Raw genomic sequence first — 26544 nt, 5'->3', positions numbered from 1 at the left:
CATAGACATCGACTGTAGCCCGCGGGTTCCTGCATGAGAGGCTTTCGTACGCCTGACGGCACCCGAAACCCTTCCCAGAGTCAGACATACCTGTGAATCTCTGCGCGGCCCCAAAGCAGACATTGGATCCAAAATCGCCTAACATATCCTATGGAAATGGAAAATATGCTTAAAATATAACATCTTAGATAACCTGCTTAGCAACTGTCATAATATCATCGTCCAGTTTGTAGAGGCTTTGGCCGACAAAGGCCTCCTCGAACGCCTGTAAGATACCGAACATCGAAAGGCTCTCGAGCCGCCGGCCTGGCGTCCGCAGCTGCATGAGCAGGCGGAATAGCTGAATCTTGAAGAGCAGTATTCGAATTGCCCTTGGTGACGGCCGGCGTCCGATCGTGCGAAAATATCCCGGAACCAGCCGCTCGAGCTCGCCAACCTCGTCACGTGTAAATCGGACGTCGGCCGCACCAAAGGACGGCTCTGGTGTGTCCGCCTGGGCATTTCCAGGATCTTCCTCGGAGGTTTGTGCGAGGAGGCGCCTATATGTTTCTGCTGCCTGCTTGGCTTCGGCGGCGGTTTGGTCCCGGTGCCGCACCACGTCCGGATTTGCAGCAAGCCGCACCTCCGGTGTATTGCCGCTGACTCGTCTATTCCAATTCTCAGCCGCACTGTTTTGGTGCGTCCTGGCGCGCATTTCGTGTGGGAGTGCCTCCATGCCAACATCATTCATTCCGGGCACGCCCCTAAGCCGCCGATTCGACGGGGCGTCGACGTCCACAAGCTCGCGCCTTTTGCCTGTAAGCACGTCCTGCACGACCGCCTCGGCGGCCTGTTGTGAGCTTTGAGCGCGTTTCATATCCTGTTCAGCTGTGAGGAGCCGGGCTGCTCGCCTGGCCCGCTGGTCTTGTTGTTGCTTTTGCTCGATGATGTCGAGCTCACGCGACGAAAGTCGAAGAACCAGGTCGGCGACGTCATGATCGCTGAGCGTCGGAAATCTCAGGTGGCAGGCAAACAGTTTCTCACTCTGTTCCGCGACAATCTCCTGGCTCGCTAAGAATTTGGCATCCGTAAGAGTTGCCACAGGGAACTCGCCGGCTCGCTCTTCGATCATTTTTTCATAACGCTTGGCGATTGCATGCGCCAACACCCGCTCGTCGACCAGCATAAGGACTTGAAGCCTCTGACTGATGCTTGGGTCGTCGACTAAGAGCTTCATATTTTCGATGACGTTCAACATTTCGTCGGGAGTGCAACGATCAAGATCATCGATGATCAGCAACACCCGGTTTGGGGTCACCTCTTTGAGCATCCAAGGACCAAAAAGCGTCACCGCTGCCAATGCTATCCAAGCAACCAGAAGGATCCAATTCCCGAGTTCCCCGCCTGACTCGACAGGACCCACGAAAAGGTCGCCCAACCTGATGATAAGTCCTTTCGGAAGGAAGCTGGACAAGAACTCGAAGCCAGTGATTAGGAGCCCGCTTTGAGGCGCTTTCGACTGGCCAATCAGCCCATAGATCCAGCCCGTTGCCACCAACAAAAGAACAAGCGCCGGAGCAATCAAGCGCGCCGCGGGTCGCGGTTCTGCCGGCCGCGCAGTGCCCTGGGCGGGCGGAGCTTGGCTCTCGGAAGAGGAAGCGCTGGCCGGCTCGGTCGTCCAAGCCAGAAGAAGCGCCTTAATGTCCTCCCCGACAAGCGCCAGCATGCCCAGACGTTCAGGTGTTGAGCCAAGCCGTGCGCTCTTCTCGAAAATAGTTCGAATTTTGGTGCCAACCTTGGGCGTAATTGCCGCAATGTGTGCGAGTGCTCCCACGCCGATTAACGAGCCAAGGATGGTGGCGAGCTGCACAGTTGCGCTGAGCGGGATCGCCAAGAGAGCGAGCGCCACAAGTGTGCCTACGAGCGGCCAGGGCCCGTAGCGGAAGTGAGCCGTTCTCGCAGCCAGCGCCGCTTTCGCTGGCGTACTCATGCCCGCGCTCGCCCGATCTACGAGGCTTTTGTAGAGATAAATCCAGGCTTCAGGCGGCTGACGGTATTTCCAGGCATTGTGATGGACGACGTCGTAATGCGTATCTGCTGATGGAATTTCCGATAGCTTGATGGTCTTTTTGAATTTCTCTGGGAATTCGAGCAGCGGCGTTAGGAGTCGTGTTAGCGTGGTTTTGCCGCTTCCCCACGGTCCAAAGAGCGCGAATGTGAATTCACCTTTTGCGGTTCGCAGAATCGTGGCGAGCCCGATAGCATATTTTTCAACGCCGAGCGCAAGCTCATCATCATAGGCTTCTCGTACCATTGCCGGCATGCGGCCGGCGCTTGTTTTTCCCCCTCCCCTGATGGCGTCCACCAGTCTCCCGATATCAGGATTTTCAATGCGCCGCTCGGAAAGGCCTGATTTTGGATCCTCGAAACTCTGCTGGATGATGTCGGTTATGTGGACCTGCTGCGCACCGCTTAAACTCGTCAAAACCTGTCTCATTCCGGGCCCAAAGCGGACACCAATGAACTGTTCTGCTGCCGGGATTTGTTCGAAGAGCCGTATGGTCGGGGTGGGCGTGTCCCTAAAGAAATCATCTGCCATTGCTTCAAGTGTGGTCGCGTATCCGTCGTTGACGATTTCGCCCCAGGCCCGCAGACGGCCAAGCTCGCCGTCCGATAAATAGCTCTCAGCGCTGGGGCTTGTATCGGCCAGCAATCGTGCCATTAGCAACGTGTTGAGGAAGACGGTCGTGGTCGACAGGATATCGTGTTCGGCTCTCTTCGCCCGCAGGGACCTGACGCATTCAAGCAAGATATGGGCACAGACGGGACTGAGTGCATAATCCCCCAACTCCGAAGCATTCGCGAAAAGATTGCTGAGTAGAGGTTCGATCTGCCTTCGAACCACGTCGCTGGCGTTTGGCACAGTTACGGTCGGCATCGCTTGCCCCACTATCGCGGTGAACTGAGGTCGGCGGCGAACACAGGAGGGACACTCGCCAGACTTAGCGCGAGAAAGACAAGGGCCGGCCACCAGGCTGTCATTGCACGCACCCCAGGTCCCGGCTCGCTGTGAACGCAATCACCACGATTTGCGCATCGTACCATGGATCATTTCGTCGGCCTTGAGCCGCGCCTCCGACAGCACTCTAAGCGACCATCACTGGACAAAGGCGGCACCGCCTTGACTCCGGTTGACACAGTCACTGGAGGCAGCGTTGGAGTTTGAGAGCACTGCAAGAAGCTTGTCCCAATTCGTTGCCACGGTGGGGTGCTCCGACTCGGAATATTCCGCCCAGTTAAGAACGGCATTTGCGTCCTCCTGATAGTCGAAAATTGGACTGCCCTTGCTGAACAAGGCAAGGACAAGCTTTTTGACGTCAGGCGAATATAAGGTCACGGACTTCTTCGTCGGCTCGGTGAAGGTGAGCGATCCCGGCAGCAGCCAATGCGTGCCGATGGCATCGCGCAACACCCGAGGCATATCGATCTCATGCACGGTGGCGATCGATCCCTGCGGTCCGTGCTCGCAATAGATGTCGTGTATGTCTGAGAACACTTCGCCCTCCATTCCCAGGCCGAGCTGTCCACCCGCTTGCAACACCGAATTGAAGCCAAAGCTCTCAGTATACCCTCCCGCCGAAGCAGAGACATCGGCAATGACGATGCGCAGCGGCGCCAAGGACACTGACTTGTCCAACGATTTCAAAGCGTCCCGAATAAAAAGGTAGAGCGTCATTGCGCCGCGATTTTCAACTGCGCCGCCGTCCGTCACCCAATAGCGCTGTCGAACAGAGTCTTTTTCACTCGGCAATACATCAATGGCTGCGTCGGAGAAGACGGGCGGAAAATTCGCACTAAGAGCAGCGGCGCGGGCGATCGAGAGGCTTACGTCATCGATAGGGACGATTTTCATTGCGGCCGGCTCATTTGTCGCTGCCCCGTTTGACGCCTTCTGGTTTGGCGCCTTGAGGTTCGTCAGCACGAGCCGCCCGCCCGCGACGCTGCCGTCCAGCTGTTTTGGACATTTTGAAATGAGCTCTGGAAGTGAAAGATCCTTATCACCGCAGGTTGGCTTTGCATCGAACGAACCCAACATCGACGTGTTGAATATAAGGCCAAAGGACGGGGACTCCATCGTCCCCGCGCCCATGTTGCAGACGAACGATTCTGCAAGGATATTGCCTAAACGGGTTCGCGCTGGCATCCACCCGGAGACCTGTTCGTTTTTCTCCGGCTTTTTTTCACCGCATACCGCCGGCTGCCAACTGCGACGTCCAAAGGTTGTCCTCAGGTCGCCGGCCCTTTCGAGAACGTCCTCGAAAAAGGGATCTGCCATAACCTTCGAGAAATTCGCCCAAGCATCCTCATTTGGGTTACCGGGTCGTCGAAGTTCGCTCTCATGCAAAGCAAAGTAAGCCAGAGCGGCACTACCACCGGATACACCGCTGACGAGGACGACGTTACAGATCTTGCCTTTTTGGGCGAGACCGTGAAGAACCGACGCCGTGTAGATGGCGGCGCGAGTGCCGCCGCCAGATGCGGCGACGGCAATTCTGGCATCGCTTGGGCCTAAGGGCGGGCACTCCCCTGTTTTCCCAGTCTCAGACGCGAGCAAACTTGCGGGGTCAAGGCTCCTGGACGTCGCGCGATGGATTTCCAGTTCCGGCGGCTGAACCGCGTAGAAGAACGAGATCGAAGACGGTCCTGCGATTAGTAGGAAGGCCAGGGCGCCTGTGATTACAGGAAAGACCAAGGCAGAACGTTGAAAGTTGCGCACGCTTGGCAGCGGGTCGGGAAACAAGCTCTTTGTTTCCGGCATCTGTTCGATCTGCTGGCGAAAGGTGGCTAGCAGTTCCGATGGGGTCTCGAACTGCAAGGCTGCCCCTTGGGCTTCGTATCCCTCCTCGTACTGGCCCTGAATTTTCAAACGCCCTGCCCCATGCAGGGCTATGATACGGCCGTCCGGCTTGACCGGACTGAGATGCTGTTTGCCGATATAGTTGTATCGCACCTCGAATGGAGGCCCAACGGCGACACTACCGCCGAGCAGACGGATAACCCTGCGCGCTGCGAACTGATCGCACCAGAAGGCATAGTACCAGGCCGCCAGATAGCAAAGCGCGAGGTAACCCATGATTTTGGTGTTGCCGTATCCGGTGCTGCCGGCGTTGAATAGATAAGTGATGTAGTGGACGTCGTTTAGGCGTGCCAGGGCAACGACAATGACCAGCAGGCTAATGGCAAACTGCGGGCCGACGAAGAATAGACGACCGACGGTCTTGAGGATCTCCATCAATCTCTCAAAAAGCGCGCCAAGAAAGAGCCCTATCCAGGCTAGAAGGCCCGCGATGACAAACACCCACGACAGAAAACGATCTGGTACAAAGAGCACCAAAAGAGATCCGGGAAAAAGGAGCTCGACTGGGTACCGAACCGGAACAATAAGCCATGCAGAAAACAGCGCGGCGAAGGGACTTGTGCCCATGAAATCATAGCGATTTGTCGGTGGAAACAGGTCGACTGTTGGAAGCGCCCGCGCAAGTTCGCCTCGTCCATTGGGATTGAACAATCGCACGGCTATACACCACGCTATGCAGAGCGCGATCGCCAAGATGACGATAATCGCAACGCCAATGTGCAACCGTAGAGATCCTGAATGATCGTCGTAGGTTTCAGGTTGGGCGAAGAGAAGGATTGGGGTGATCAAGACACCCAGGATCACAAGCTGCCCAGCAAGAAGGTATCGCTGGATCCATGGCTGCAACCACGCTCCAATATGAAGCGCGAGCTGCAGCATCAGTCCGAATATCAACAGCTCGATGGTCGCGGGGACGAACCGGAATGTCGGGCAGCCAAGCGCGATAACCACGATCAGCATGGCAGACATGGCTGGCACATACCAAGCATAGCCGTCCGGAGCGACCCAGCTCCAATACCATGCCCGGCCCGTCGGCAATGGCTGGTTCACAAAGCCATCGAACCTTCGCCACAAGCGAACGAGCTTCCTCGTCTTGGCACCCAGCCAATTATAGAGGCCCGACTGGTCAATTGCGGTATTGGGCTGATCCAAAGCAAACTCCTTGGCTTTCGTCATGTATCGGATGGCCCATTCCTGTCCGGTCTATCGTGAATACGCGAGTCCGAATGCTGGGTGTTTATACGCCCCACCCAAGGCTCAATCAGGCTTTCCGCGACACTCGGCATAGCCATGCTGATCTGGCCGGCGCCATTCCTGCGGGTCAGTTTAACGGGGTTGTGGACTTTCCCTGGTTCCATTTCTCAAGCTTCCCCAGGAAGCCCCACGCTGCAAGGCCAAGAAATATGGGCATTGTGAAAGCGCTTAACCCGATGCTTGGCGTGATACTCGACAGGGCAGTCGCCACCCCAGTCAGAACAGGCTCGACTGGCGGAACACATGGCGGGACATATGGCACGACAGTCGAAACGCCCGGTATAACAGTCGGAACACCCGGCGGCACAGTCGAAGTCGCCAATTTGGAAAGCAGCTGCGTAATGATCGCACCTCCAATACCAATCGCCGATTTCTTTCCGTCGAGCAGGTTCCCGATCGTCTGACCGAGCGCGCCGTTCACCTGACCTAACGGTGCGTCCTTGGCTTGGCCGGGGAGCAGGATCGCCGAGACCAGATCAAGTGCCTTCCGCAAGCGATCGTCCTGGCTGCCGCCCTGATTAACAGGCGGGACGGTGTTCGCTATGCGTTGGACTGCACCTCCCAACGCACTGACAATGTCCGGGATGTCGCTGTTCACGCCGGCCGGACTTGCACCGGCAGGCGAAGGCACCTTATCGGGCCTTTCGGTCAACGAACGAATAGCGGCCTGCAGAGATTCGAGCTTCTCGCGAATATCATGCGCACCAACATCTGGCCCGGGCTGCAACTGCCGGTCAATCGCCGCGATCGTGAGACGATCTGCCAACCCGGTATCGTCCAGTCCGTTCAGTTGCTGAAAGCGCGACAAAGCTGTCCTGGTCAGAGGGCCGCTCCTCCCGTCTTCGACCAGCTGCGGGTCTGCTCCCAGGGCGTTCAAGGAATGCTGAAGCCAGACAACATCCTTGGCCATCTCATCATCTGGTTCCACGCTTGTCGCGCCGCCGCTCGCATCGATGCTGATTGTGGGGTCAAGACCGAGCAGAGCCTTCAAGATCACTGCGGTCCCGAGCTGCGTGTCGACAAAATTGGGGTCGAAGACATGGTCTTTGACATACTTGCCGCCGCGCGCCTCGGGCGGCCCGTACAAGGTTGACCCACCGTAAAGGTACGGAGAATTCACGCCTTTTCCGTGATAGCCATAACCATTGAACCCCTCGAGCCTGAACAGAGTTCGCGCAATCCCCCAGTCGCTCGCGCCGACAAAGCCCTCCAGGCGCAGCGCGTCCAGGGCTCCGTCGACAAAAGCGTTCGGCCCGGTGAATGGCCCACGGCCTTTGGGAACGATGGTGGTGCGCTGGCCAAGAGGCTGGCCATTGCCGAGATAGGTGCCGAAGTTCAACGAGGACTCGCGGTAATGGCAGAGTCCGACGAACCACCACGGAACACCTGTCCGGCTCTCGATCTGGGTATAAATCGCCTTGCCATCCAGGATGCGCTTGGCTTCCTTTTTGACGACGACGGCTCTGTTGGATCGAATTTCCAGCCTCCCCCAGTTATGCTCATAACCGTCCTTATATTCATCAAAGAGTGCCATTGCCCATATCCCCTTCGAGTAACTACGCTAGACTTTCGGTCCCTCCCGTTCAGGCCGGCTTGATGCGGTATCGCCCCTGCGAGACAGCAGCCCGGTTTCTGATCTTGTTTTGCGGCACTCCTCTGAGCACCTGGACGATGTCGTTTCGAACCACGGGAAACACCCGGTAGTACTGATGTTCTTCCGGATCCTTGGTAAAGGACGTCACATCAGCGCAGTCGATTGCGGTGACCTTGTCGCTGATTGTCGCCATATTGTCGGGACCATCGCTTCCCAGCCGCGGCCCGTTGAATTTTGTCCTGTCACTCAGTGTGTTCAGAACCCAGTCCTTCAATGAATGGTATACGGAAACCGACTGGCCGATCCTGGGCAGGAACTTCAACTTTGCCGGGTCGTCAAAGGCGTCGGCATCCTCATCGGCTGCGGCGAGCACGATCTTGTCGAACGTTCGCCTCAGAACCGAGGGGTCGGGCACATTCTGGGGCAGAGGCACCATGTCCGAGACGGCTTCGCCCGAGTGGCTGGCCACCGCCGGGTCAGGTAGCCGCATGAGCGCCTGCAGCGCATTGCGAAGAACGTAATTGCCCATGCTGTGGCACAGCAGATGGATCGGCTGGTCGCATGCCAGATCAGGGGGCAAGGAATCCACATAATCATGCAGGCGTCGGATCGTGCGCGCGACGGCCGGACCCGACATGAGAGCGGTTTTCCTGTCGTGCGTGTAGTCAGTGTAAGGTAGGGGAACGCCGAGTGGCGAACCTCGCGACGGCCAGGTGAAAGCGAACATCTTGGCATCCAGACCATAGAACGCCGAAATCCAGCCTGCGCGCTCGATCGCGTCGGTGAAGCTGTTGCTGAACCCATGGATGAAAGCGATGGTCGGCCGCTGGGACGTTTTCATGTCGTTGCGCAGGGCGTCGAATATCGTAGAGCTCCCCAGCTGCGGCTGACCGCCTTGAGCGGGAATGAGCTGCTCGTCCGCCACATGCAGGGATCCCGCGACCATCGTGTTGGTCCGCGCGTCGAGATCGACGTCCACATCGGCGCTGCCGTAACGCACATTGAGGCCGCCAACCGGTCCGGGATCGTCTCCGAACCGGGTGATCCTGCCGCTACCGGGATCGGTGTAGGGCTGGCGATTTGTCGCAAAGTAGACTTTGACGGCCACGTCTTGGCTCCGCATTTACATAGGAGAATTGGCTCGGACTGCGCAGCGAGGTCGGAGATTTCTTGGCAATGCCCTTGAGGAGATGACCCATCACCTCCCCCAGGCGTGGGTTTCACCGGTAGTGAAGGGCCGGCCCGGTGCCGAGCCCGTATGAGACCAGGTCCTTTAGTCTGAAGCCTGTCCCGGTCACGGGTTGCCACAAAGGGTCGAGCGACAGGTAGGACATGCCGTCGCCGAACAACAGTCCAAGGAACGCCTCCGCCACGATACGACCGCCCACCGGTCCAAGCTGCGGCGTGGCACGAATGCCGCCACCCGTTACCGGGATAGGCATGTCTGTCTTGTTCATTGCCGCTTCGGCAAGGACATAGGTCCAAAGTGGGCAATTGTCGGCGAAGACATTGCCGTCGCCACCTTTGGCTTTGACGGCATCGATGATGGGGCCCACGACGTCGCCAGCCTCGGGGGGAGGGTCCACAGCCTTGCCGATTATGATGTCCGCATCGACCATTGGAACGATGCCCATGGCGCGTGCGACGCTCTGGCCAGACGGCAGGCCGAGGAGCCAGCCCCGCAAAAGATTGCGCTCGCCCAGTGAGGCCGGGGGGTCACCCGCCACGGTTTTCGGCAGATGGTGCAGGAAACCGACGAGGGATGTGTCGATCCGATAGGCAAATTGCAGCCGATGCATGTTTGCCGGATCTCCAGTCTCGGGATCCGATCCTCCGGCGCGTTCGTCAATATCGATAAATCGACCCCAATCCAGGGCGCGACCCGGCTTCATTGTCTGTAAACCGGTAAGTGCCTCTTCATGCGGCTGGCCGCCAGGTGGGAAGATCGGCAGCAGCTTGTGATCGTTCAGCCGATAACCCGGCCTTATCATCGAATGGCCAAGCCGGTAGGCCGCGACCGAAAATTCCACGGGCATGAACGGCAGGTTGCGCCAGTGGAAGTACCGCAATTGCTTTCGATCGAAGCGGCCGTCGGTCTTGAGCGCGGCAAGGATTGGTGCCGAAACGATCCTGGCCAGGAGGTCATTGACGACAACATACTGGTAGTGGAAGCGGACGAGCTGCTGAATCGCTTCAAAATCCAGGCCCGGATTGTCGTCGATCATCCGGTTGTGCACATTGAGCATCAGCCCTTGCAGCTGCGACACCAGACTGTTTTCGTCGTTACGGGGGTCACCGATAATTGCCCGTCCGGCGAAGCGCGGCAGATCGTGTCCGTGCTGGCCGCCCGCTCCTGTCATTGCATCGCCGTGGCGGAACCGTCCCTCTTTTGTGTACATGTAGGGCTGGTCGGCCGGACCCCGGCCATAGACATTGTCCAGGTTGAAGCTCGGCGTGCGGAAATCCGTCAGCCCATCGGGGTCCAGCGATTTGCGCAAGGTGCTGACGGGATCGAAGGTGATGTCGTGGTCGACGAACTGGCCAAAATAAGTATAGAGCGCAGGAATCCCGCTTTCTTCGGCGTCGAGCCCATCTTTCGGCTTGTCAATATCGGCAGACATGGCGGCACCGAGCGCCTTGAGGTTACGCCGGTTGTCATCGTCGGTTGCCCCGAACGTTGCGGGGGCCAGATTTCGGAACATACGGCCGAAGCGGCCTTCGAACAGCGGCGATCGTGTCGCATTAATACCCCGGGGCGGAGTGCCATGCGTTCCCATTTTTGATCTCCCTGTCTTGTCGGTTGCCGATTGCAGGATGGCTTTGTGTTGAAGAACCCGCCTACGCCGCTTCCCAGCGGCCGCGAGGCACATAACCGGCCCGCCCCAGTCATGGCCCCGCGGCGGCGCTCCGGGAGGATGCGAGTTCACGCCGATCTTCAGTCGTCCCGATGCGTTCCGGTCCGGGTGGTCTGGGCCGGCGATGGTCGAGATGACCTTTCTGAATTGACCTTTAGACCAGCCAGCGTGAAATCAGCGTGAGATGGGACCATCTTTGGCTCCCGTATTTTTGCGGAGCCTGGACCCTCTTGCACGCAACGTTTTGTTGACCCGATCAAAATCGTAAGGCGAAAGTGGCAGACAACAGGGAAAGGTTTTCTTCAGCAGCGAGGATGGTGATTTGACCGCCGCTAATGCGTTTGAACTGGCAGCGCGATTTTGTTCACGGCCGCAAGAATTGGCGCCCGAGCAGGCTGCAATGGCACGCGGGTTGCTCAGTGCTCTCGGCTACCTTGACTCTGGCGACATAGATCCAGACCTGAGGGTGACAAATAATCGCCAGGGATTGCTGTCAGCAGCGGCAGATTTTGGCAATCTGTTCCGCTTGCACGCCCGCTACGCACCGGGGCTGTACTTCTTTGGTGCACAGGTACACCGCAACTGGGGAGATTCTGTCTCAGCCACTTCTGCCAGCTTCAGCGGTGTCGGCCTCACGCCGGGGCGAGCATTCGAGGCCTGCATCGGCGAGGGCATCGAATATCACAGCGAATGGCACGTGCCGCACGGGACGATGAACCACTCGAGCGCAGATGCTGTAAGCCATTGGCAGGACGCCCGACTGGCCGAACACCTGGACGATTTCCGTGTGCAATCCGGTTTTGGTGAAAGTGACCGGTGGGTGCCCGTGCGGCGGCTGGACGACGACCGACAGGGCTATTTGCCCGAGACACTTTTCATTCGCAGCGCAGCCCGAGGCGCCTGGGTGACCAGTTGCGGATGCGCCGCGGGGATGACCCACGAGGCTGCCCTGACCTCGGCGCTGCTGGAAACAATCGAGCGCGATGCTGCCGCCGCCTGGTGGCGCAGCAGGCGCGGCGCCCGGTTGATCGGACTGGAAGCGCTTGCCGGCTGGGGTGCACTCGATCTGCTTGCACGGATAAGGCAAGAGAAGCCCGGCAGATGCACCCAGTTGCTCGACATATCGGGTGAGTTTCCATCGCCTGTGATCGCGGCGCTATCCTTCGACGCGGATGGTGGCGGCCTGGCGGTCGGGCTGGCCTGCAGGCTGGACGCGGGCAGCGCCCTGAAGGCGGCGCTGCTCGAAATGTGCCAGATGGAGTTAGCTCTCGACCTGACGGCGATGAAGCACAGGGAGCAGGGAGATGAGACACTCGATGAGGTCGAGCGCCTGCAGGCGGAGCGCTCCCAGATCCCTGGCGCAACCGACACTGGCCTCGTCTCACACCTGTCCGGTGGCTTGCTGATGGACAAAAATGCCGAGAAGGGCTTGAATTTCGTATCCTTGGTTGGCGAAATGCTTAAAAAGCAATACCGCATATATGCTGCAGATCTGACCACGCCGATGTTTGACATTCCCGTTGCCAAAGTCTTCGTCCCTGGGCTGCAGCCTTTTCCGTCGCCGTTCCAGTCGCGCCGGCTTCGTTCCCTGATCGATCAGGCCGGCCCGAGCGGCCGTGCCGATCTTATGTAGATTGAGGCAGGGAGCTGCGGGGCAAGATGATCGGGCAAAAACCCCCAACGAAGACTGCGCCGCTGATCAGCGTCACGACACTTGACAAGGTCGCGCTGAGCCAACTTGGGCGGGACGTCGCCTTGAGAAACCGCAAGTCGCGCGCCGTCCTTGCCTATCTTGCACTCAGTCCTCATGGCTTTGAAACACGCGAGCGTATCTGCGGCTTGCTCTGGAGTGAATCGGACGAGGCACGAGCAAGGGCCTCGCTGAGGCAAACCGTAGTCGATCTCAAGGACTGCCTGGCTGAAGTCGAAGGGGTTTTCTTCGGGGACCGGCTCAACGTGACGCTGAAGCAGTCGCTCGTCACTGTGGATGTAAGTGAGATCAGGCACGATCTGAAAACTGGCCGTATTCCTCCCATCCTTCTGGAGAGGCAGCGTGTCGCCGAAAGCTTTCTCAATGACCTGGACGACATCGATCCTTCGTTTCGCAATTGGGTCCTCGTCCAGCGGCAATGTCTTCAGGACGAATTTATCTCATGTCTGGAAGCCATGGCCAAAGCCGCGACGGACTGGCCAGCGCTAAAGCGAGCCGGACAAGCCCTGCTCAATCTCGATCCGACCAACGAGATCGGGTGCCGGGCGGTCATGGAAGCGTCGGCTCGGATGGGCGATCAGGCAACGGCCTTGAGGGCTTATAAGGGGCTTTGGGACCTGCTTGAAACAGAGTTCGATAGCGAACCTTCAGCGGCCACGCAGGCACTGGTCAGCGACATCAAGCTGGGCACGATCGGCAGCGCGGGCAGGGGCGCTGTGACCGCAATCGCGGCCGAGGCGTTCGGGTCGCAGGCGCAACGGCTGCAAGAGCCCGCAGCCGGCGTGCTGCTGTTCGTACGGGAGTTCGAATTGGTGAGCGGTTCCGTCCGTGCGCGCAACGCCGTGCGTATTTTCCGCAGCGAACTGGTCGCGTCACTGGTGCGGTTCCGCGACTGGGCGGTGATGGAATGGGAGGGGCAGCCACCCCGCCTCACCGAGAATGCCTATTGCATCGAGGCAACCGGGTTTCTCGACGGGCCGACATTTCGTGTCAGCATGACGCTCAAGCAGCTTGCCTCCGGGCGCTACATCTGGAGCGAGCAGTTTGTCATCGAGAACAGCCAGTGGTACCAGACCCAACAGAGGCTCATCCGCCGCATCGCCGTCGCACTGGGTGTAAGCATGTCGTCCGAACGGCTGGTTCAGATCGCCAGCATCCCGGACCTGTCGCTGGAGCAGTTCGACCGCTGGCTGAGAGCGCAGGAGCTGATCTTTCAGTGGCGCCCGGAGTCCGAGGAACGGGCAGAGGCGCTCTTCCGATCAATCATCGCGGAGTCGCCCCAATTCGCTGCCGCCCATGCCGGGTTGGCCGGCATCATCAATTCGCGACATCTGATCTTTCCCGGCATAGGCCGCCGGCGCGAACGCCATGCCGAAGCGTTGATCTTTGCCAAACAGGCAACCCAGATCGATCCGATAGATTCTCGAAGCCAACTGCATCTGGGGTGGTCGTACGCCATGAACGGCATTCCGCAGCAGGCGGCCATCAGCTTCCTTCTGGCCTGTGAACTCAATGGCAACGACCCTTGGACGTTGGTCTCTGCGTCTCTCGGGCTTGCCTATTGCGATGATCGCGAGAACGCGAGCCGCATAGCTACTCTGGCGTTGCAGACCGGGCTTGGGGTTTCGCAATTGCAATGGAGCTATCAGGCAGGCGTGCGGTTCCTGCTTGGCGACTATGCCGGTTGCGTCGAAGCGGCCGATCGCGCCGCCGACAGCGTGTCCTATATCGGCGGCTGGAAGGCTGCGGCTCTCGCCTTGCTCGGCAACGAGAGGGCCGCGCACGAAGAGGCCGACCGATTTTTGGAGCAGCTGAAGACGGAGTGGTTTGGCTATTCCCCTCCGGAGCCTGACAATGTGGGCACGTGGCTCATGGACAGCTTTCCGATCAGCAGTCCAGAGGCCCTCGAGACGCTGCGCCGAGGGCTGGCCGGGGCTGGGATAGTCGTCAGCCATGAACAGTTGCCGGGGTCCCGCCTATCGGCAGCCCCGAATGGTGTAGTCGGCGATGCGTGAATAGAAGAAGCTGTCGCGGTTGAACGGCACCTTCTCGAGAATGGCATCGAAATAGAAATCCGGAATGCCGTAATCTGTCATGCCGCCCTGTTCGGTCTGAAGCTTCTTTTGCGATTGCGTCACCTGGTTGTTGGGCGGCAGCCGCAGAAAGAAGACGTGGTCATAGCCTTGGACAATCTGAATTTCCTTGTAGCGGTCGGGCACGACGACGAGTCCATCCAACTGTGCCTTGAACTCGGCCAAGTCACGTGGACGGGTGCTGGGATCCTGTGCCCATTGCACCACCTTGCGGCCGGCCGCCTCGAAGTTGAGGGTTTGTATCGGTTCGGGAAAGGCGTCCAAATTATCGACGGGGTCGGCCATTTTACGCTCCAGGAGTTGTAGACGGGGTGATAAACCGGGGCCAGGCGTCGCTCAGATTGAGCGCGCTGGCGACGAAAAGAATCAGGTCGGCCATTGTTCGCGGGATGCCGGTGGGAAACAAACTGGCGGCGAGGTCTTGCGTAATCGGATCGTCTTCGATCATGGCACGCGAGGCCGCGAATCTCGCCATGAAGACATCCCCTACAATCACCGATCCGATGGTACCGAAACACAGCCCGTCCTGCTCGATCGCGGCCTCGAACAACAGCCAGAACAACAACGGCGGATTTTCTGCCAGCTCAGCTGACTCAGCCGCGGTGAAGGCAACGGTCGATCCTTGAAGCCAGGATCGAATAGCCTGATGCCGTTTCTCGGCATCGCCCAGCAGCGGCGAGACCGCGAGAGCGGCCTGCGGTAGCTGTTCGATCAAGGCATCGAGCCTGAGCAGACCGCCAATGGCTCCTCGGACCAAATCGCTGAACAACAGTCCGGACGCATTCGGATCGGGCAGAGCGGCCTTGTCTGCTTCGCTCAACTGACTCGCCGCGGCCGGGTCGAGTGCTTTGGAATCAGGGCCAACGCAAAGGATGGGCATGCTGTAGGCACTAAGCAGCACTTGGTTGATCGTTGGCCCGATACGCCGACTGAACTGCGGCGTCGAGCCCGCAATCTGGAAGAAGTGCGACCAATCGGCAACCCAGTGCTCGGAGACAGGGAATTTATGCGGGCGCGACGAGGAGCGGTTGAGCAAGACGTTCTCTAGCCCCTCCCCTTCCGGATGCTGGTCATTAAACACATAGGAAAGTCGGACCATGGCATGACCCAAGCGATATGCCGCGTGGGAAAACTCTATCGGGACACCTTGCGGCTGCATGTCGACAAGGGGTCTGAACCCGTTCGCATGGTAGAGGTCCCAGATCGGCTTGGCGATGAGGCGCGGCAGCAAGTCGTTTTGCAGCACACTCCGGTAAATCGCCGTCGTAACCCGGCGTGCCCGGTCGAAAAGAAACGCACCTGCGGGCAGTTCGACGTCCTTTTTGGGTATACCGCTGCTGCTCAGTGCGCCGGCCACGGCATTGTGCAGGTGCAGGAAAAGCGCCGTCATTTGCGCTATGTTGGCGTTGTCGTCGCTACGTTGGTCCGCGACCAGGACGTCCGTCCGACCAGCTTCGAACCCATCGCTCAGATCGGCCTGTTGAAAGCGTGGCAAGTCGCGCATGGCAAAGGGACAGGCGCCCGCGGGCATCGCCATGGCGATCGGTGACGGCGGTGCCATCGGCCCGGTACGCATTAGCGACCTCACAGCTTCGCCAGGCTTGGCCACCACATACAAACCAGGGCTAGAGAACGGTCCGCCGCCATAAAGCACGTCGAGAAGGAGCGCCTCTTCGCGTTCATTACGGCGCCCTGCCTCGCGGGCGGCCAACAAAGGACTGAGCGAGGAGTTGCGGATAATGTCGTGTGCCGCGAACTGTGCAAGATAGGTGTATCCTGCAGGGATCCGCTCGTTGGTTGTACTGCCACCTCCAGCGGGCGGCACACTCATCTTTCGCAACAGCTTGGCAAACAGGGACTGCGTTGCCCACGGCGTATCCAGGCCATGATAGAGCCTGGCTTCGTCCGCGCCAGCAGAATAGCCAAAGTTGCGAAAATCGACCTGACGCGGATCGACAGTGGCGCCGATGCTTTGAACACCGCCCGTCAGAGTCGGCCCAGTCGCACTGGTCCCGCGATGAGCGTTCATGCCAGTTCTCCCCGTCCCTTGGCCGCTATTCCATATGTGTCGTGAAACCAGCGTGAAATGCTACCGATTTCGCGGCGCGAGAGGAGGTTCATTTGAATTTCTTGAGCCTCGCCTCATGCATCGACCTACAACTTGGGATGGGTTCGGCTGCTATCCGACGGCCCCTCCCCGAAAGCGGATCGACAGCTAACGGCCCCTTATCGGTCATTGGATTTGACAAAGGTGAACCTATGCCGATGGCAGTGATGTGCCTGCCGATCGATCACCCCTAGTCGCTATTGCACCGTCCCGCTCTGGCGCGCCACGAAACAGGGTCAGCGATCCATCGATTGACATCGGATTCGCGCCAGCCCGCCCCGTTGATGCTGATCTTGATCTGCGCCGGGAACGTCCCTTCAGCGATCTTGCGATAGATGGTCGAGCGGGACAGACCGGTCCGGTCAAGGACGGTTCTGAGGCGTATGATACGATCTGGCTCGGACATAGCCCGCCTGCTTCTCACTGGTTGTTGCAGGTATCTGCTGGGACAACAGGTTGCACCTAAGCCGAGCACAATCGGCTTTGTCGCCTCATCCGCCTGTAGCGTGGAAACGGCGGCAAATCGGAGGGGTTCAGATACCGACTCCTCGCCCCTTACCGATGCCATGGCTGAATGCGAGTTCCGCCCCGAGTCGGCGGCCGGAATCGACGTGAATGCCGAGTTCGCGCTTGCGGTTGGCGAGGAGCGATTCAAGTTGCGGATCGCGTTCGAGGCTTTTTGCCATGTCGGACATCGCCGAGCGGGTTGACTTGTAGCCGGACATGTCGCCTGCCTGGTATTGGCGCTGACCCACGCGGTCGAGCTTGCTCCATTGATCCACGAAACGGTCTGCCCGGCGGCCCGGATCAATATCCAGTCCGGTGCGGATTTCGGTTTCGAGTTGAAGAGCCAGCACGATGCGATTGACCCGTCCGGCCGCCGCTTCACGAACCAGCTCAGGGTTCTTCACATAGGCCGCTTCGGCATCGCGCCAGCCATGCGGCCGAACCTTGTCGAAAGCGCTGCGGGCATCCCTCAATTCGCGCATCTGCTCGGGACTACCTTGCCCGTCGGCATTTCCAGTGCTGAGGATCGCGTCGAGTGCACGCGCGTGAAGCACAAGCGCTTTGGTGCGAGCGCTGCGCAAGACCGCTTCCGACTCCACCGCCGCATCCGTGTGGCCGTGCGCTCCCATACCGGGAACTTCTCTTCCTGGCGTGGGACCGGCATCTCCGATCTGCGCTCTAACATCTCCCCTTCCCGGCCTGCGAACACGTTCCTGGCCGGGCTCGGCGTCTCCGGGTGAGCGCAATCCCTCCAGCAGCTCGCCGACCCTGTGGCGCAGCTTCTCCGGAACAATCCGGCGCACGATCTCGACCACGCGCTCGCGGAACGTGATGCCGCGCCGCTCGGCATAGCTCTGCGCTGGGTCGGCTTGCCCGTAATCCAACGCCATGTCTTTCGCGCGGTCACGTGACAGCGTGCGGACGAGCCGTTCGCGGGTCGCGAAGTCGTCGCTGCCGTAGTGCAGACTCATTCCGTCTCGATGCCGGGATAGCGCGACATAGCTGCCGTGCGCATCCATACCCGGCGTTGCCAGGACATGGGTCAGGTCAACCGTCATGCCTTGCGCCTTGTGGATGGTCGCGGCATAGCCGTGGTCAATGTGAGCATAGTCCTTCAGGTCAAAGCGCACCGACCGACCGTCGTCGGTGCGCACAGTCACGCTCTGTGTGCTGACGTCTTCGATCACACCGAGCGTGCCGTTTTTGACGCCGAGTCCGCGCTCGTTGCGCAGGAACATGACGCGGTCGCCACCGGCAAAGGTCCTTGCACCGCGCTCCACATTCACCTGAACATCGTCGCCGAGATCGTGGGCAGCGCGCATGCGCTCACGAGCTGCCTGGTTGAGCGCAAGCACCTCGTCGTTTGTCTGAGTGAGAATGATCCGGATTGCCTGTGGCCGCGTCTGCCTGTCGCGATCCCAGCGCTCGACCAGATCGCTGCGCGCCTCATCGCGCAACGCAGCCTGGTGCACCATGCCTTGCTCGTCATAAGCATCGATCGCAGCACCGATCCGGCCGGTTGCCAGATCGCGCGTTGCGTCACGCTGCCAGTCCTCTCGCTGCCGACGCACCTGGCCGATTTCGACGCCGCCATGACGTTCGTGAATCGAGCGGAATGCAGCACCGGCTTCGATCGCCTGCAGCTGCTGCGGATCGCCAACAAGGACGACTTTTGCGCCGACGTCCGCCGCATGCGAGAGCACGCGCTCCAACTGGCGCGTGCCGACCATGCCGGCTTCATCGATCACCAGGACATCACGCGCGGTGAGCAGATCGCGGCCCTGTCCCCAACCATGTTCCATACTGGCGATGGTGCGCGAAGCAATTCCTGATCCGCTTTGGAGATTCTCTGCAGCAATGCCGGAGAGTGCCGCGCCTCGGACCTCATAGCCCGCTGCTGCCCATGCCTGGCGCGCGACGCCCAGCATGGCGCTCTTGCCCGTACCAGCAAAGCCGACCACGACACCAAGACCGTGGCCGTCAGTGACATGAGCGAGCGCTTCGGCCTGCTCGCCTGACAGAACAAGCCCGCGTTGCGCTGCGCGCGCCAGAGCAGCTTCACGTTGCGCATCACTCACCGCATGACGTTCCTCCCCGGCCATCAATTCTGCCGCGCGGTGCAGGCGCTGTTCGGTCTCGATCATCTGCTGGGTGGTGAACCGGTCTTCGCCGCTTCCGTCCTTGCCCAGTTCGATGAGATCGGGCGAATTGCTGATGGCCGCCATGACCGCGTTGAACTGTTCGATGCCATCGCTGTGCCGATGCGCGAACTTCGCAATGTCCTTTCGGGTGAAAGTCGATTGCTGATGCGTGATGGCATCCAGTGCCACGGATGGATCGGCAATGATGCGCGCACCATTGTTGCGGGCGATCTCGCGATGCAGTTCGGCGCGATCTGCTTCACTGTCACCAGCGTCTGGGCCACTGCCCTCAATGCGCTGGGCTGACGCACCAATCTGCGTCTGCGGCTCAAGAGCAATACCCTGGGCTTCCAGACTGCGATGATCGATGCGGGCGTCGATGTCGAGTTCGGCAAGGCGTTCGTTGGCAAGCTCCGCCCATCGTTCGCGCCAGCGCTCGACCAGCCCGGTGCTGTTCCACTTGCGTACCTTCGCTCCGAAACCGTCTTCATCAACCGACCGCATCGTGAGCATGACATGGGCATGAGGTTTGGGGCTGCCATCCTCCGCCCTGTCCCAATGCACATTGAGATCGGCGACCATGCCCTTACTGACAAATTCGGCCTGCACGAAGTCGCGCGCCAGTTCGATGCCTTGCGCCTGGCTCAGTTCACGTGGGAGGGCGAACTCCACCTCCCGGGCAAGCTGCGCATCCTTCCTCACCTCGAATGCTTCGACATCGTTCCACAGCCGCTCGCGGTCGCTCCAGGATTCCGGCGCATTGTCCGGCAGCATCACCTCGGAATGGACGACGCCGCGCTTGGCGGAGAAGTCATGAGTGCGTTCGATCCGCTCGTCATGCAACCGCGAAGCCGAGCGGTAGGCAGCTGAAGCCACAGCACTGCTCCCAGCCTTGCGGCCAATGACCTTGACGTGAAGATGATAGATCGCCATCGCGACAGGATCATTTGCACGGCAAAGCGTACGTCGGCACGACGTATAAGCGCGCCCTCCCTCGAAAAATTCTCGGGATGGACCAGCCCGTCCCGGGCTGTCTCGGCTACCCTGAAGCCTTGCGGCAGGCGCTCCCCTATCATTGGCGCATTGACGTCAGATGGAGAAAGCCATGCGTAAACCAAGGGACTTCGATGCGGAACTGAAAGCACTGGAAGACAAGGCGCGAGAACTCAAAACGCGAAAAGTGCAGCAGCTCGGAGAATTGGTGATCGTCACCGGCGCCGATCAGCTCAGCACCGCCGAACTGGCCGGCGCGCTGGTCGCAATCGCCGAAACGAAAGATGCCGCAAAGCGTGAGGCATGGGCCAAGCGTGGGGTGACGTTTTTCGAGAGCAGGTCTCGGCGAGCTGCTTCGGCATCTAGCCGAAAGCAGCGCAGCGCTCCAGCGCAACCGGGCAGCACTCAATCGCCGACAAGCGGCTCTGGCTCGCAATGACATGCGCACCTGGCAGGTCGAACGCCGTAAGCGCACACGGCAGTTCATCGAACTTGGCGGGCTCGTCGCCAAGGCGGGCATTGTCGAGCTCACCAATGACGATCGCGCCATGATCTACGGCGCGATGCTTTGGATCGCCGCCAAGCTGCACAGCGATGAAGGCGAACATGCGCGAGATCTATGGGCCGCGAAGGGTAGCCAGGCGTTCGATGTTGAACGGCGTGAAGAGCGGATGGGACGGCGAACTTAGCCACAGTTGGGGCGAGCAGCGGCCGGCATGAAGCCAGAACAGCAGACTTCCGCCGGTGCGGCAGCGCCGCAGTCAAGCGCTTGCGCAGGAGGCCTTCGCAACCCTCATCGCTACCGGCGACAATCTTCTCTCGCGGGCCTTGATCCAGATGACGAAGGGCGCAACGCTTGAGAAGGCGAAGTCGTCAAAGCAGGTGCTGCCCTATGAGCATACTTCAAACGCCAGATCGTGTTCCCCTCGAAACCTCCCACGCCCCACAAATGCGATCATGCACACTGCGCGTTGATACAAACTCTATAGCCAGGGTGCGAGCCAGCGGCAGTGCTCTGCACAGCTGGAACGGGCGGAAAATGGAAGGGCGGAAAAGCGAAGGAAGCTCCTCGCTTTCCATGAGATCGGCAAGGGCACCTCAGCCGTGGGACGACAGAAGCGAAACTTACTCTTGTCATGTTGCGCAAGAGATGTGGATTTTACAGAGAAAGGTACTATTTGCCTCTTTGGCGGGACAGGGAAATCAAACGTCGCTCAATGCGTCCGATACAATAAGAGGAAATTAGATGACCACTGCTCTCGAACAAGACGGCCAACTGGATACAGTGTCCATAGCGGCTGACATTGTCGCCGCCTATGTGTCGAACAATCCACTGCCGGTCGGCGAGTTGCCGAAATTGATCGGCGATATCCACGGCGCTTTGAAAGGTATCGGCACGCCCGCGACGGAACCTGTGGTCAAGCAGGAACCGGCAGTATCGATCAAGAAGTCGGTGACACCGGACTTCATCATCTGCCTGGAGGACGGAAAAAAGTTCAAATCGCTCAAGCGGCATCTTCAGCACTTTAACCTGACCCCCGACCAATATCGGCAGAAGTGGAACCTGCCGACCGACTATCCGATGGTGGCGCCGAACTATGCGGCGACCCGGTCGGCCCTTGCGAAATCAATTGGACTCGGGCGCAAAGCGCCAGCGCCCACTCCTGCTGCGGTAGAAAAACGCAAGCCGGTCGTGCGAGCGGCGGCAGCAAAAACAACTGCGGCTGCAATCAAGTCGCCGGTGAAGAAGGCGCGCAAGGCGCTGGCCAAAGCGTAGCCTGCACCGTCTGCCAGAGGCCTAGGCTGAGGCTGACCTGAACATGGCGAAGCCCCGCCTTGCGGCGGGGCTTCGTGCTAAGTCGGGTCACTCTGAAAATCAGATATTGCATAATTAGCGTTTCGCTTTTGTGCTGACGCAGCTCCCATTTGGTCGACTGCCACCCATACGCACGGAGAAAAGGCGTCGGTCAGTTCACAAAAGACGAGACAGATCACGCCCTTCGGGATGCGCTTAGCGGCCTCGGCGATTGCGCGGTGGGGATCGAGCGGGGCACCCGGCAAAAGAGATGCCGGTTCGAAGAGCCGGCGTTGCATCGAGCATCAACCTCGATCACCCGACTTGGAAATCTGCATGCGCGTTCTCCTCATGCGCATCAGAACCTTTTTGGCCAACGTCAGCGTAGGTGACCCGAACATGGATATTCGCAACCTGATCGGGCGTTCGGGCGGCTGATTGACCTCAAAAAAACTACGGAAAAACACGGGGCGCATGGTTTGGATCGTCCTCAAGCGTTCCCGCCAGATTTCGATCCGAAACCCGCCGAACGGCTTCCGCAGCCAAATATTGAGAACGCATTGCCAGTTCGCCGATCTGGACACGGGTCAGTCCGTGTTCGTCATATCGCGTTCTTACGTAGTTTGGCATATTGGCGGCCGCACGAGCGAACCGATCATCCGACTTACTGGGACGAAGCCGGATAATCTCGGCCACCAGGGACGAGAGTCCATGGCTAAAGGTTCGTCGAGTAGGTTCATCCACGCCAAGCCAGGCTAGCGTCCCCTTCATCGCGAGTTCCGCCGCTAGACAGGCGCTTTGAACTGCGGCGTCAAGCATGTGGCGACCACGCTCAAGCAAGGCCGCGGTGGCCTCAATGGATGAACCGCTCTTTCCCCACAGTATATCCGCTTCGGCGTTTTGCCCCGCGCGATCCATTACGCCATAACCAAAATCCCAAACGTCAGAAACTGAATAGGACGCGCGCCAAACTTGATCCGGCTGGTTCCGGAACATGACCTCCAGTTCTTCCCAAAGAATGTCGATCTGCCTGAGGGGTTGGACTGAAAACGTGCCATAGCCAAGGTTAACGCGCGCCAAATAGAACCGGTCACGCAAACCCACGCCACCAATCTGAACTGCCGGCATCGAAAAATCACCGGAAGGGTAGAGGTGTTTGTACGCGGCATTCACAGTTGCCCATACCTGGTTGTCGAGAATATCTCCGCCGCCACGGTTTCGAATGATCCGCATAGCGACGTGGAAAGGCCTTTGATGGAGCTTCAATCCTGCGTCGATAAGTGTTTGTCAAAGGCCTCGATTTCGCTGTCGTTCATCGCATTTCCAGTGTGTGATTGATTTAGCGCGCGTGTCTCGCCGGCGAAGAGAGCCTACTATGCAATAAGAAAACCAAATAGAAACAAATCCATGGCTGTTTTCGATTTACGCGTGGCAGTATATGCCTTTCTCGGGGAATGAGCGTAGGGGGGCAATATGGAAGAAGCGTGGGACGCGCGTCAGAGCGGGTGGAAAAAGCAGCCGGAGGACGCGCGGCTATCCTCGGACATCGACTACTCTCGTATCGTCCATTCCGGATCTTTTCGAAGGCTCCAGGGCAAAACTCAAATCCTTAACCTGGGCGACAGTGACTTTTACCGAACCCGTCTGACCCATTCTCTTGAAGTCGCGCAAATCGCTGGCGGCATTGCCCGCCAGTTAATGCTGCTCACGGATCATCCTGCCTTCCGACATCTGCCATCGGCAAGCCTAATCCAGGCCATTGGGTTCGCCCACGACCTCGGTCATCCGCCTTTCGGACATGGAGGCGAGGTCGCCCTCAATTACTGCATGCGCGAGCACGGAGGCTTTGAAGGAAATGGGCACACCATTCGGATCGTCAGCCGGCTTGAAAGCTTCTCCGAGCGTCACGGATCCGATCTTTCGCGTCGATGCCTGCTTGGACTTCTCAAATATCCAGCGCCGTACAGCGCGGTCTTCAATCCAGCGAAGCCGGCCGAGATGGATGAGCGGCCCACCTCAATCAGGATCATCGATCGAAAAAAATCGAAGCCACCAAAATGTTTCCTCGACAGCGAGACCGACGTTGTAGATTGGGTTTTCGAACCCTTAGGCAGGACAGACCGAGAGAGGTTTCAGGCTCTTAAGGAAACAAAGGGGGAGCATGCCAAGACAATTCATAAATCGTTCGATTGCAGCATCATGGATATAGCGGACGACATTGCCTACGGCGTCCATGACCTCGAGGATTCCATTGCCCTGGGTCTAATCAAGGAACATGAATTTCGCGCACTCGTGCCGGAGGCTGCATGCACCGCGTTCCTGGAATCCTTGAAAGCCAAGTACCCCAAGGAGTTCGCGAATGACGTATACGAAGTGGTTGTGAAGAAGCTGTTCTCAGACGGGAAGAGCAGAAAACACTACATTGGTCGCCTCGTTCATCATTTCATGACCAGTGTAACAATTGAGGAGGTGCCAGAGTTCGCCGAACCGCTTCTCCGTTTCCGGGCCGTTATGCCTCGAAGATATGGGGTTCTGCTGGATGCGCTGAAAAGTGCTGTTGTCGACAAGGTCATCCGAAGCGCGAATGTCCAGCACCTTGAATTCAAGGGCCAGAAGATGGTTGTGTCGGTATTTGAGGCGATCAATTCCGAACCCAAGGCGTTTCTTCCCGCAGACGCCTACGAGGCGTTCCAAAAATCGGGAGACGACGTCCGGACCATCTGCGATTACGTCGCGGGCATGACTGATTGGTTTCTGCTCAAAACCTATGATCGACTTTTCAGTCCTCGAATGGGTTCCGTCTTCGATAAACTCTAAGAAACAGAACTGCCTTGACGCGTGGTGCCGTGCCTTCATTTAGTGCGCGGGCGGTACGTCAGGCTCACAACCTCACAGTCACAGGTTCAAATCTGTCCCGCAACCAACCTCCTTAGTGAAATCAATGAGATGGCGTGCCTCGGCGGCCTCTTCATTTGGTGCCAGGATCTCGCAAACATCCCAAATATTTCATCTACTTTACAACGGGTTAGCAAGTTTCCGTCATCCGTTACAATCCATCGACGAAAACTCCTTGGCACAAGAACTCTCGGCTTTTGGGGCGCTGTTTGACCGCTCTTCCGAAGCGGCCGAGCAATCGCGGGAGACCCTCATTCCCCTCGATCAGTAAGACGGAACGCCATTTGTGCGGAACAGCGTGGGGGTGCTAGCATGGCCCAACCATGTCCGAATTGCCGACTGCACCTGAAAGCGAATACCAGTTGATCGGCCCCTCCGAGGAAGGCACCGTCAGCGACCTTCTTTCCGGGCTATCACCAAAAGACGGCCGTCAAAGACTTCAGGCATTGATCGCCGAATGGCTTCGCATGGAAAATCTTGTTGTGCTTACCGGCGCCGGCACATCAGTTTCGTCGGGCGGAAAGACAATGGTCGAGCTGGAAAAAGCCGTCCTCGCGGCGGTGAAGGCGATGGCGAAGTGCCCAGCCACCATTAAGGTCATCATTGACGCGCGCACGGCGGATAAGAGCACTGAGAAAACTGGCTTTGAGGATTGGCTCTCGTACCTCGTGAATGCCAGTTACATCGGAACCGCCACGCGGTCCCCCTTTGGCGGAGTAATATGGAAAGGGGAGGCTAGCCCGAGCGTGTTGGAACTCGCCTGGCTTGTTAAGGAGGCCGGCAAGGTCATCTTCGCAGAATGTGCCCTGTCCTTGCCCAGCACGGGCGCCGTGAGTTCGACAGCGATCGCGCCGCAGCTTGCCTTTCTGGCGAAGCTGGTCGCTCGCGATAGCAATCTCGGCCGTGCCCATCTCTTCACTCTGAACTACGACACTCTTTTTGAGCAGGCCCTCGAATTACTCGGCATTCAGTATTTTGACGGATTCACCGGCCGCGCCGACGCCCGGTTTGACCCCTCCGTGTATGGGCTCGACATCTACTATCCCGGCGAAATAGCGGAGGGCAGGGTCAGGCGCTTCGACAAATTTCTGCATTTTTACAAGCTTCACGGGTCAATTCACTGGCAGGTTCGCGGTGATGAGCTGCGGGCTCGCCATCCAGACCTAAGCGACTATGTGAAATACGCAACCCTCGATCCGGTCGCCAAGGCCAAGATGATTGAGGAGCTTGGCGACAAGATTCCGTCCGTTGGCGTTCTGCCCACCGCGAACAAATTCGCTCAGACGCTTTCGATGCCATTTGCTCATCTCTTTCGCGCGTTCCAAATCCGGATGAGCGCACCACAGACGTTCGTGCTGGTACTCGGATATGGGTTTGGCGACGACCACGTCACTAAGATTATCGAGACGGCTCTCATGAATCCGTCGCTGGTTTTGCTCGTGGTTGAGCCCAACCCCAACAGCCCGACAATCGCCCGCATCCGCGGATACAAAGAGCTTGGCAAACGTGCGTTTGTGCTGACGGCGTCAGCGCCCGCCTTCAAGAAAGGCGCTTATCAAAAATCGACGTTTGATGATTTCGCGCGCGCTATCATGCCGGATGTTCAATGGCTGGACGATTTCTTGCGACTTCGCCGATTTGAGAAGCAGATCAAGGCGTCGAATGGTCCTGACGATCAGCCGGCGAATGGCTCGGCGTGACG

At 58.7% G+C, this 26544-nt stretch carries 17 protein-coding genes; 7 read left to right on the top strand and 10 right to left on the bottom strand.

Annotation, left to right across the window (positions count from 1 at the left end; all coding sequences use genetic code 11):
• Positions 1–184: 184 nt before the first annotated feature.
• From LB543_RS21600 to LB543_RS21580, 5 genes are all read right to left on the bottom strand, one after another.
• Positions 185–2917 carry a P-loop NTPase fold protein gene (locus tag LB543_RS21600; protein ID WP_224615482.1) on the bottom strand — a complete coding sequence of 911 codons (2733 nt, stop codon included), beginning with the start codon at positions 2915–2917 and terminating at the stop codon, positions 185–187.
• Between the two features lie 219 nt (positions 2918–3136).
• Positions 3137–6073 carry a patatin-like phospholipase family protein gene (locus LB543_RS21595; protein ID WP_224615481.1) on the bottom strand — a complete coding sequence of 979 codons (2937 nt, stop codon included), beginning with the start codon at positions 6071–6073 and terminating at the stop codon, positions 3137–3139.
• Positions 6074–6218: 145 nt separating this feature from the next.
• Positions 6219–7685, bottom strand: a complete 1467-nt coding sequence (locus tag LB543_RS21590; protein ID WP_224615480.1) for a peptidoglycan-binding protein — start codon at positions 7683–7685, stop codon at positions 6219–6221.
• Positions 7686–7734: 49 nt separating this feature from the next.
• Positions 7735–8853, bottom strand: a complete 1119-nt coding sequence (locus tag LB543_RS21585) for an alpha/beta fold hydrolase (protein WP_224615479.1) — start codon at positions 8851–8853, stop codon at positions 7735–7737.
• 112 nt (positions 8854–8965) lie between these two features.
• A complete protein-coding gene (locus LB543_RS21580) occupies positions 8966–10522 on the bottom strand; it encodes a peroxidase family protein (protein WP_224615478.1) in 1557 nt (518 codons plus the stop codon).
• Positions 10523–10922: 400 nt separating this feature from the next.
• Here LB543_RS21580 and LB543_RS21575 point away from each other — a divergent pair, with 400 nt between their 5' ends.
• Together LB543_RS21575 and LB543_RS21570 are read left to right on the top strand one after the other, a co-directional pair.
• Positions 10923–12233 (top strand): YcaO-like family protein, encoded by a 1311-nt coding sequence (locus tag LB543_RS21575; protein WP_224615477.1) that lies wholly within the window; start codon positions 10923–10925, stop codon positions 12231–12233.
• A gap of 26 nt (positions 12234–12259) precedes the next feature.
• Complete coding sequence (locus LB543_RS21570) at positions 12260–14326, top strand: BTAD domain-containing putative transcriptional regulator (RefSeq protein WP_224615476.1); 2067 nt, start codon at positions 12260–12262, stop codon at positions 14324–14326.
• Here LB543_RS21570 and LB543_RS21565 read toward each other — a convergent pair.
• The 4 genes from LB543_RS21565 to traA all read right to left on the bottom strand — a co-directional run bounded on the left by LB543_RS21565 (position 14288) and on the right by traA (position 20092).
• A complete protein-coding gene (locus tag LB543_RS21565; RefSeq protein WP_224615475.1) occupies positions 14288–14689 on the bottom strand; it encodes a hypothetical protein in 402 nt (133 codons plus the stop codon). The genes LB543_RS21570 and LB543_RS21565 overlap by 39 nt on opposite strands.
• Position 14690: 1 nt before the next feature.
• Entirely contained in the window at positions 14691–16433 is a 1743-nt protein-coding gene (locus LB543_RS21560) for a peroxidase family protein (RefSeq protein ID WP_224615474.1), read from the bottom strand.
• Positions 16434–16701: 268 nt separating this feature from the next.
• Positions 16702–16917 (bottom strand): helix-turn-helix transcriptional regulator, encoded by a 216-nt coding sequence (locus LB543_RS21555; RefSeq protein ID WP_224615473.1) that lies wholly within the window; start codon positions 16915–16917, stop codon positions 16702–16704.
• Positions 16918–17044: 127 nt separating this feature from the next.
• Positions 17045–20092, bottom strand: a complete 3048-nt coding sequence (gene traA, locus LB543_RS21550) for a Ti-type conjugative transfer relaxase TraA (RefSeq protein ID WP_224615472.1) — start codon at positions 20090–20092, stop codon at positions 17045–17047.
• A 172-nt stretch (positions 20093–20264) separates the two neighbouring features.
• On the opposite strand from traA, the gene LB543_RS21545 reads away from it, so the two are divergent.
• The 3 genes from LB543_RS21545 to LB543_RS21535 all read left to right on the top strand — a co-directional run bounded on the left by LB543_RS21545 (position 20265) and on the right by LB543_RS21535 (position 21929).
• A complete protein-coding gene (locus LB543_RS21545) occupies positions 20265–20591 on the top strand; it encodes a conjugal transfer protein TraD (RefSeq protein WP_224615489.1) in 327 nt (108 codons plus the stop codon).
• 1 nt (position 20592) lies between these two features.
• Complete coding sequence (locus LB543_RS21540) at positions 20593–20841, top strand: conjugal transfer protein TraD (RefSeq protein WP_224615471.1); 249 nt, start codon at positions 20593–20595, stop codon at positions 20839–20841.
• A gap of 557 nt (positions 20842–21398) precedes the next feature.
• The gene (locus LB543_RS21535; RefSeq protein WP_224615470.1) at positions 21399–21929 is read left to right on the top strand and encodes a MucR family transcriptional regulator; all 531 of its coding nucleotides are present in this window, start codon (positions 21399–21401) and stop codon (positions 21927–21929) included.
• A 471-nt stretch (positions 21930–22400) separates the two neighbouring features.
• Here LB543_RS21535 and LB543_RS21530 read toward each other — a convergent pair whose 3' ends face one another.
• Positions 22401–23213, bottom strand: a complete 813-nt coding sequence (locus tag LB543_RS21530) for a HEPN domain-containing protein (RefSeq protein WP_224615469.1) — start codon at positions 23211–23213, stop codon at positions 22401–22403.
• A 207-nt stretch (positions 23214–23420) separates the two neighbouring features.
• Between LB543_RS21530 and LB543_RS21525 the strand changes: the two genes are divergently transcribed.
• A complete protein-coding gene (locus LB543_RS21525) occupies positions 23421–24764 on the top strand; it encodes an anti-phage deoxyguanosine triphosphatase (RefSeq protein ID WP_224615468.1) in 1344 nt (447 codons plus the stop codon).
• A gap of 401 nt (positions 24765–25165) precedes the next feature.
• Complete coding sequence (locus LB543_RS21520) at positions 25166–26542, top strand: SIR2 family protein (protein WP_224615467.1); 1377 nt, start codon at positions 25166–25168, stop codon at positions 26540–26542.
• Positions 26543–26544: the final 2 nt, after the last annotated feature.

This window comes from Mesorhizobium sp. ESP7-2, assembly GCF_020164715.1.
Classification (GTDB): domain Bacteria; phylum Pseudomonadota; class Alphaproteobacteria; order Rhizobiales; family Rhizobiaceae; genus Mesorhizobium.
This window is presented reverse-complemented; position numbering and strand designations above follow the sequence as displayed.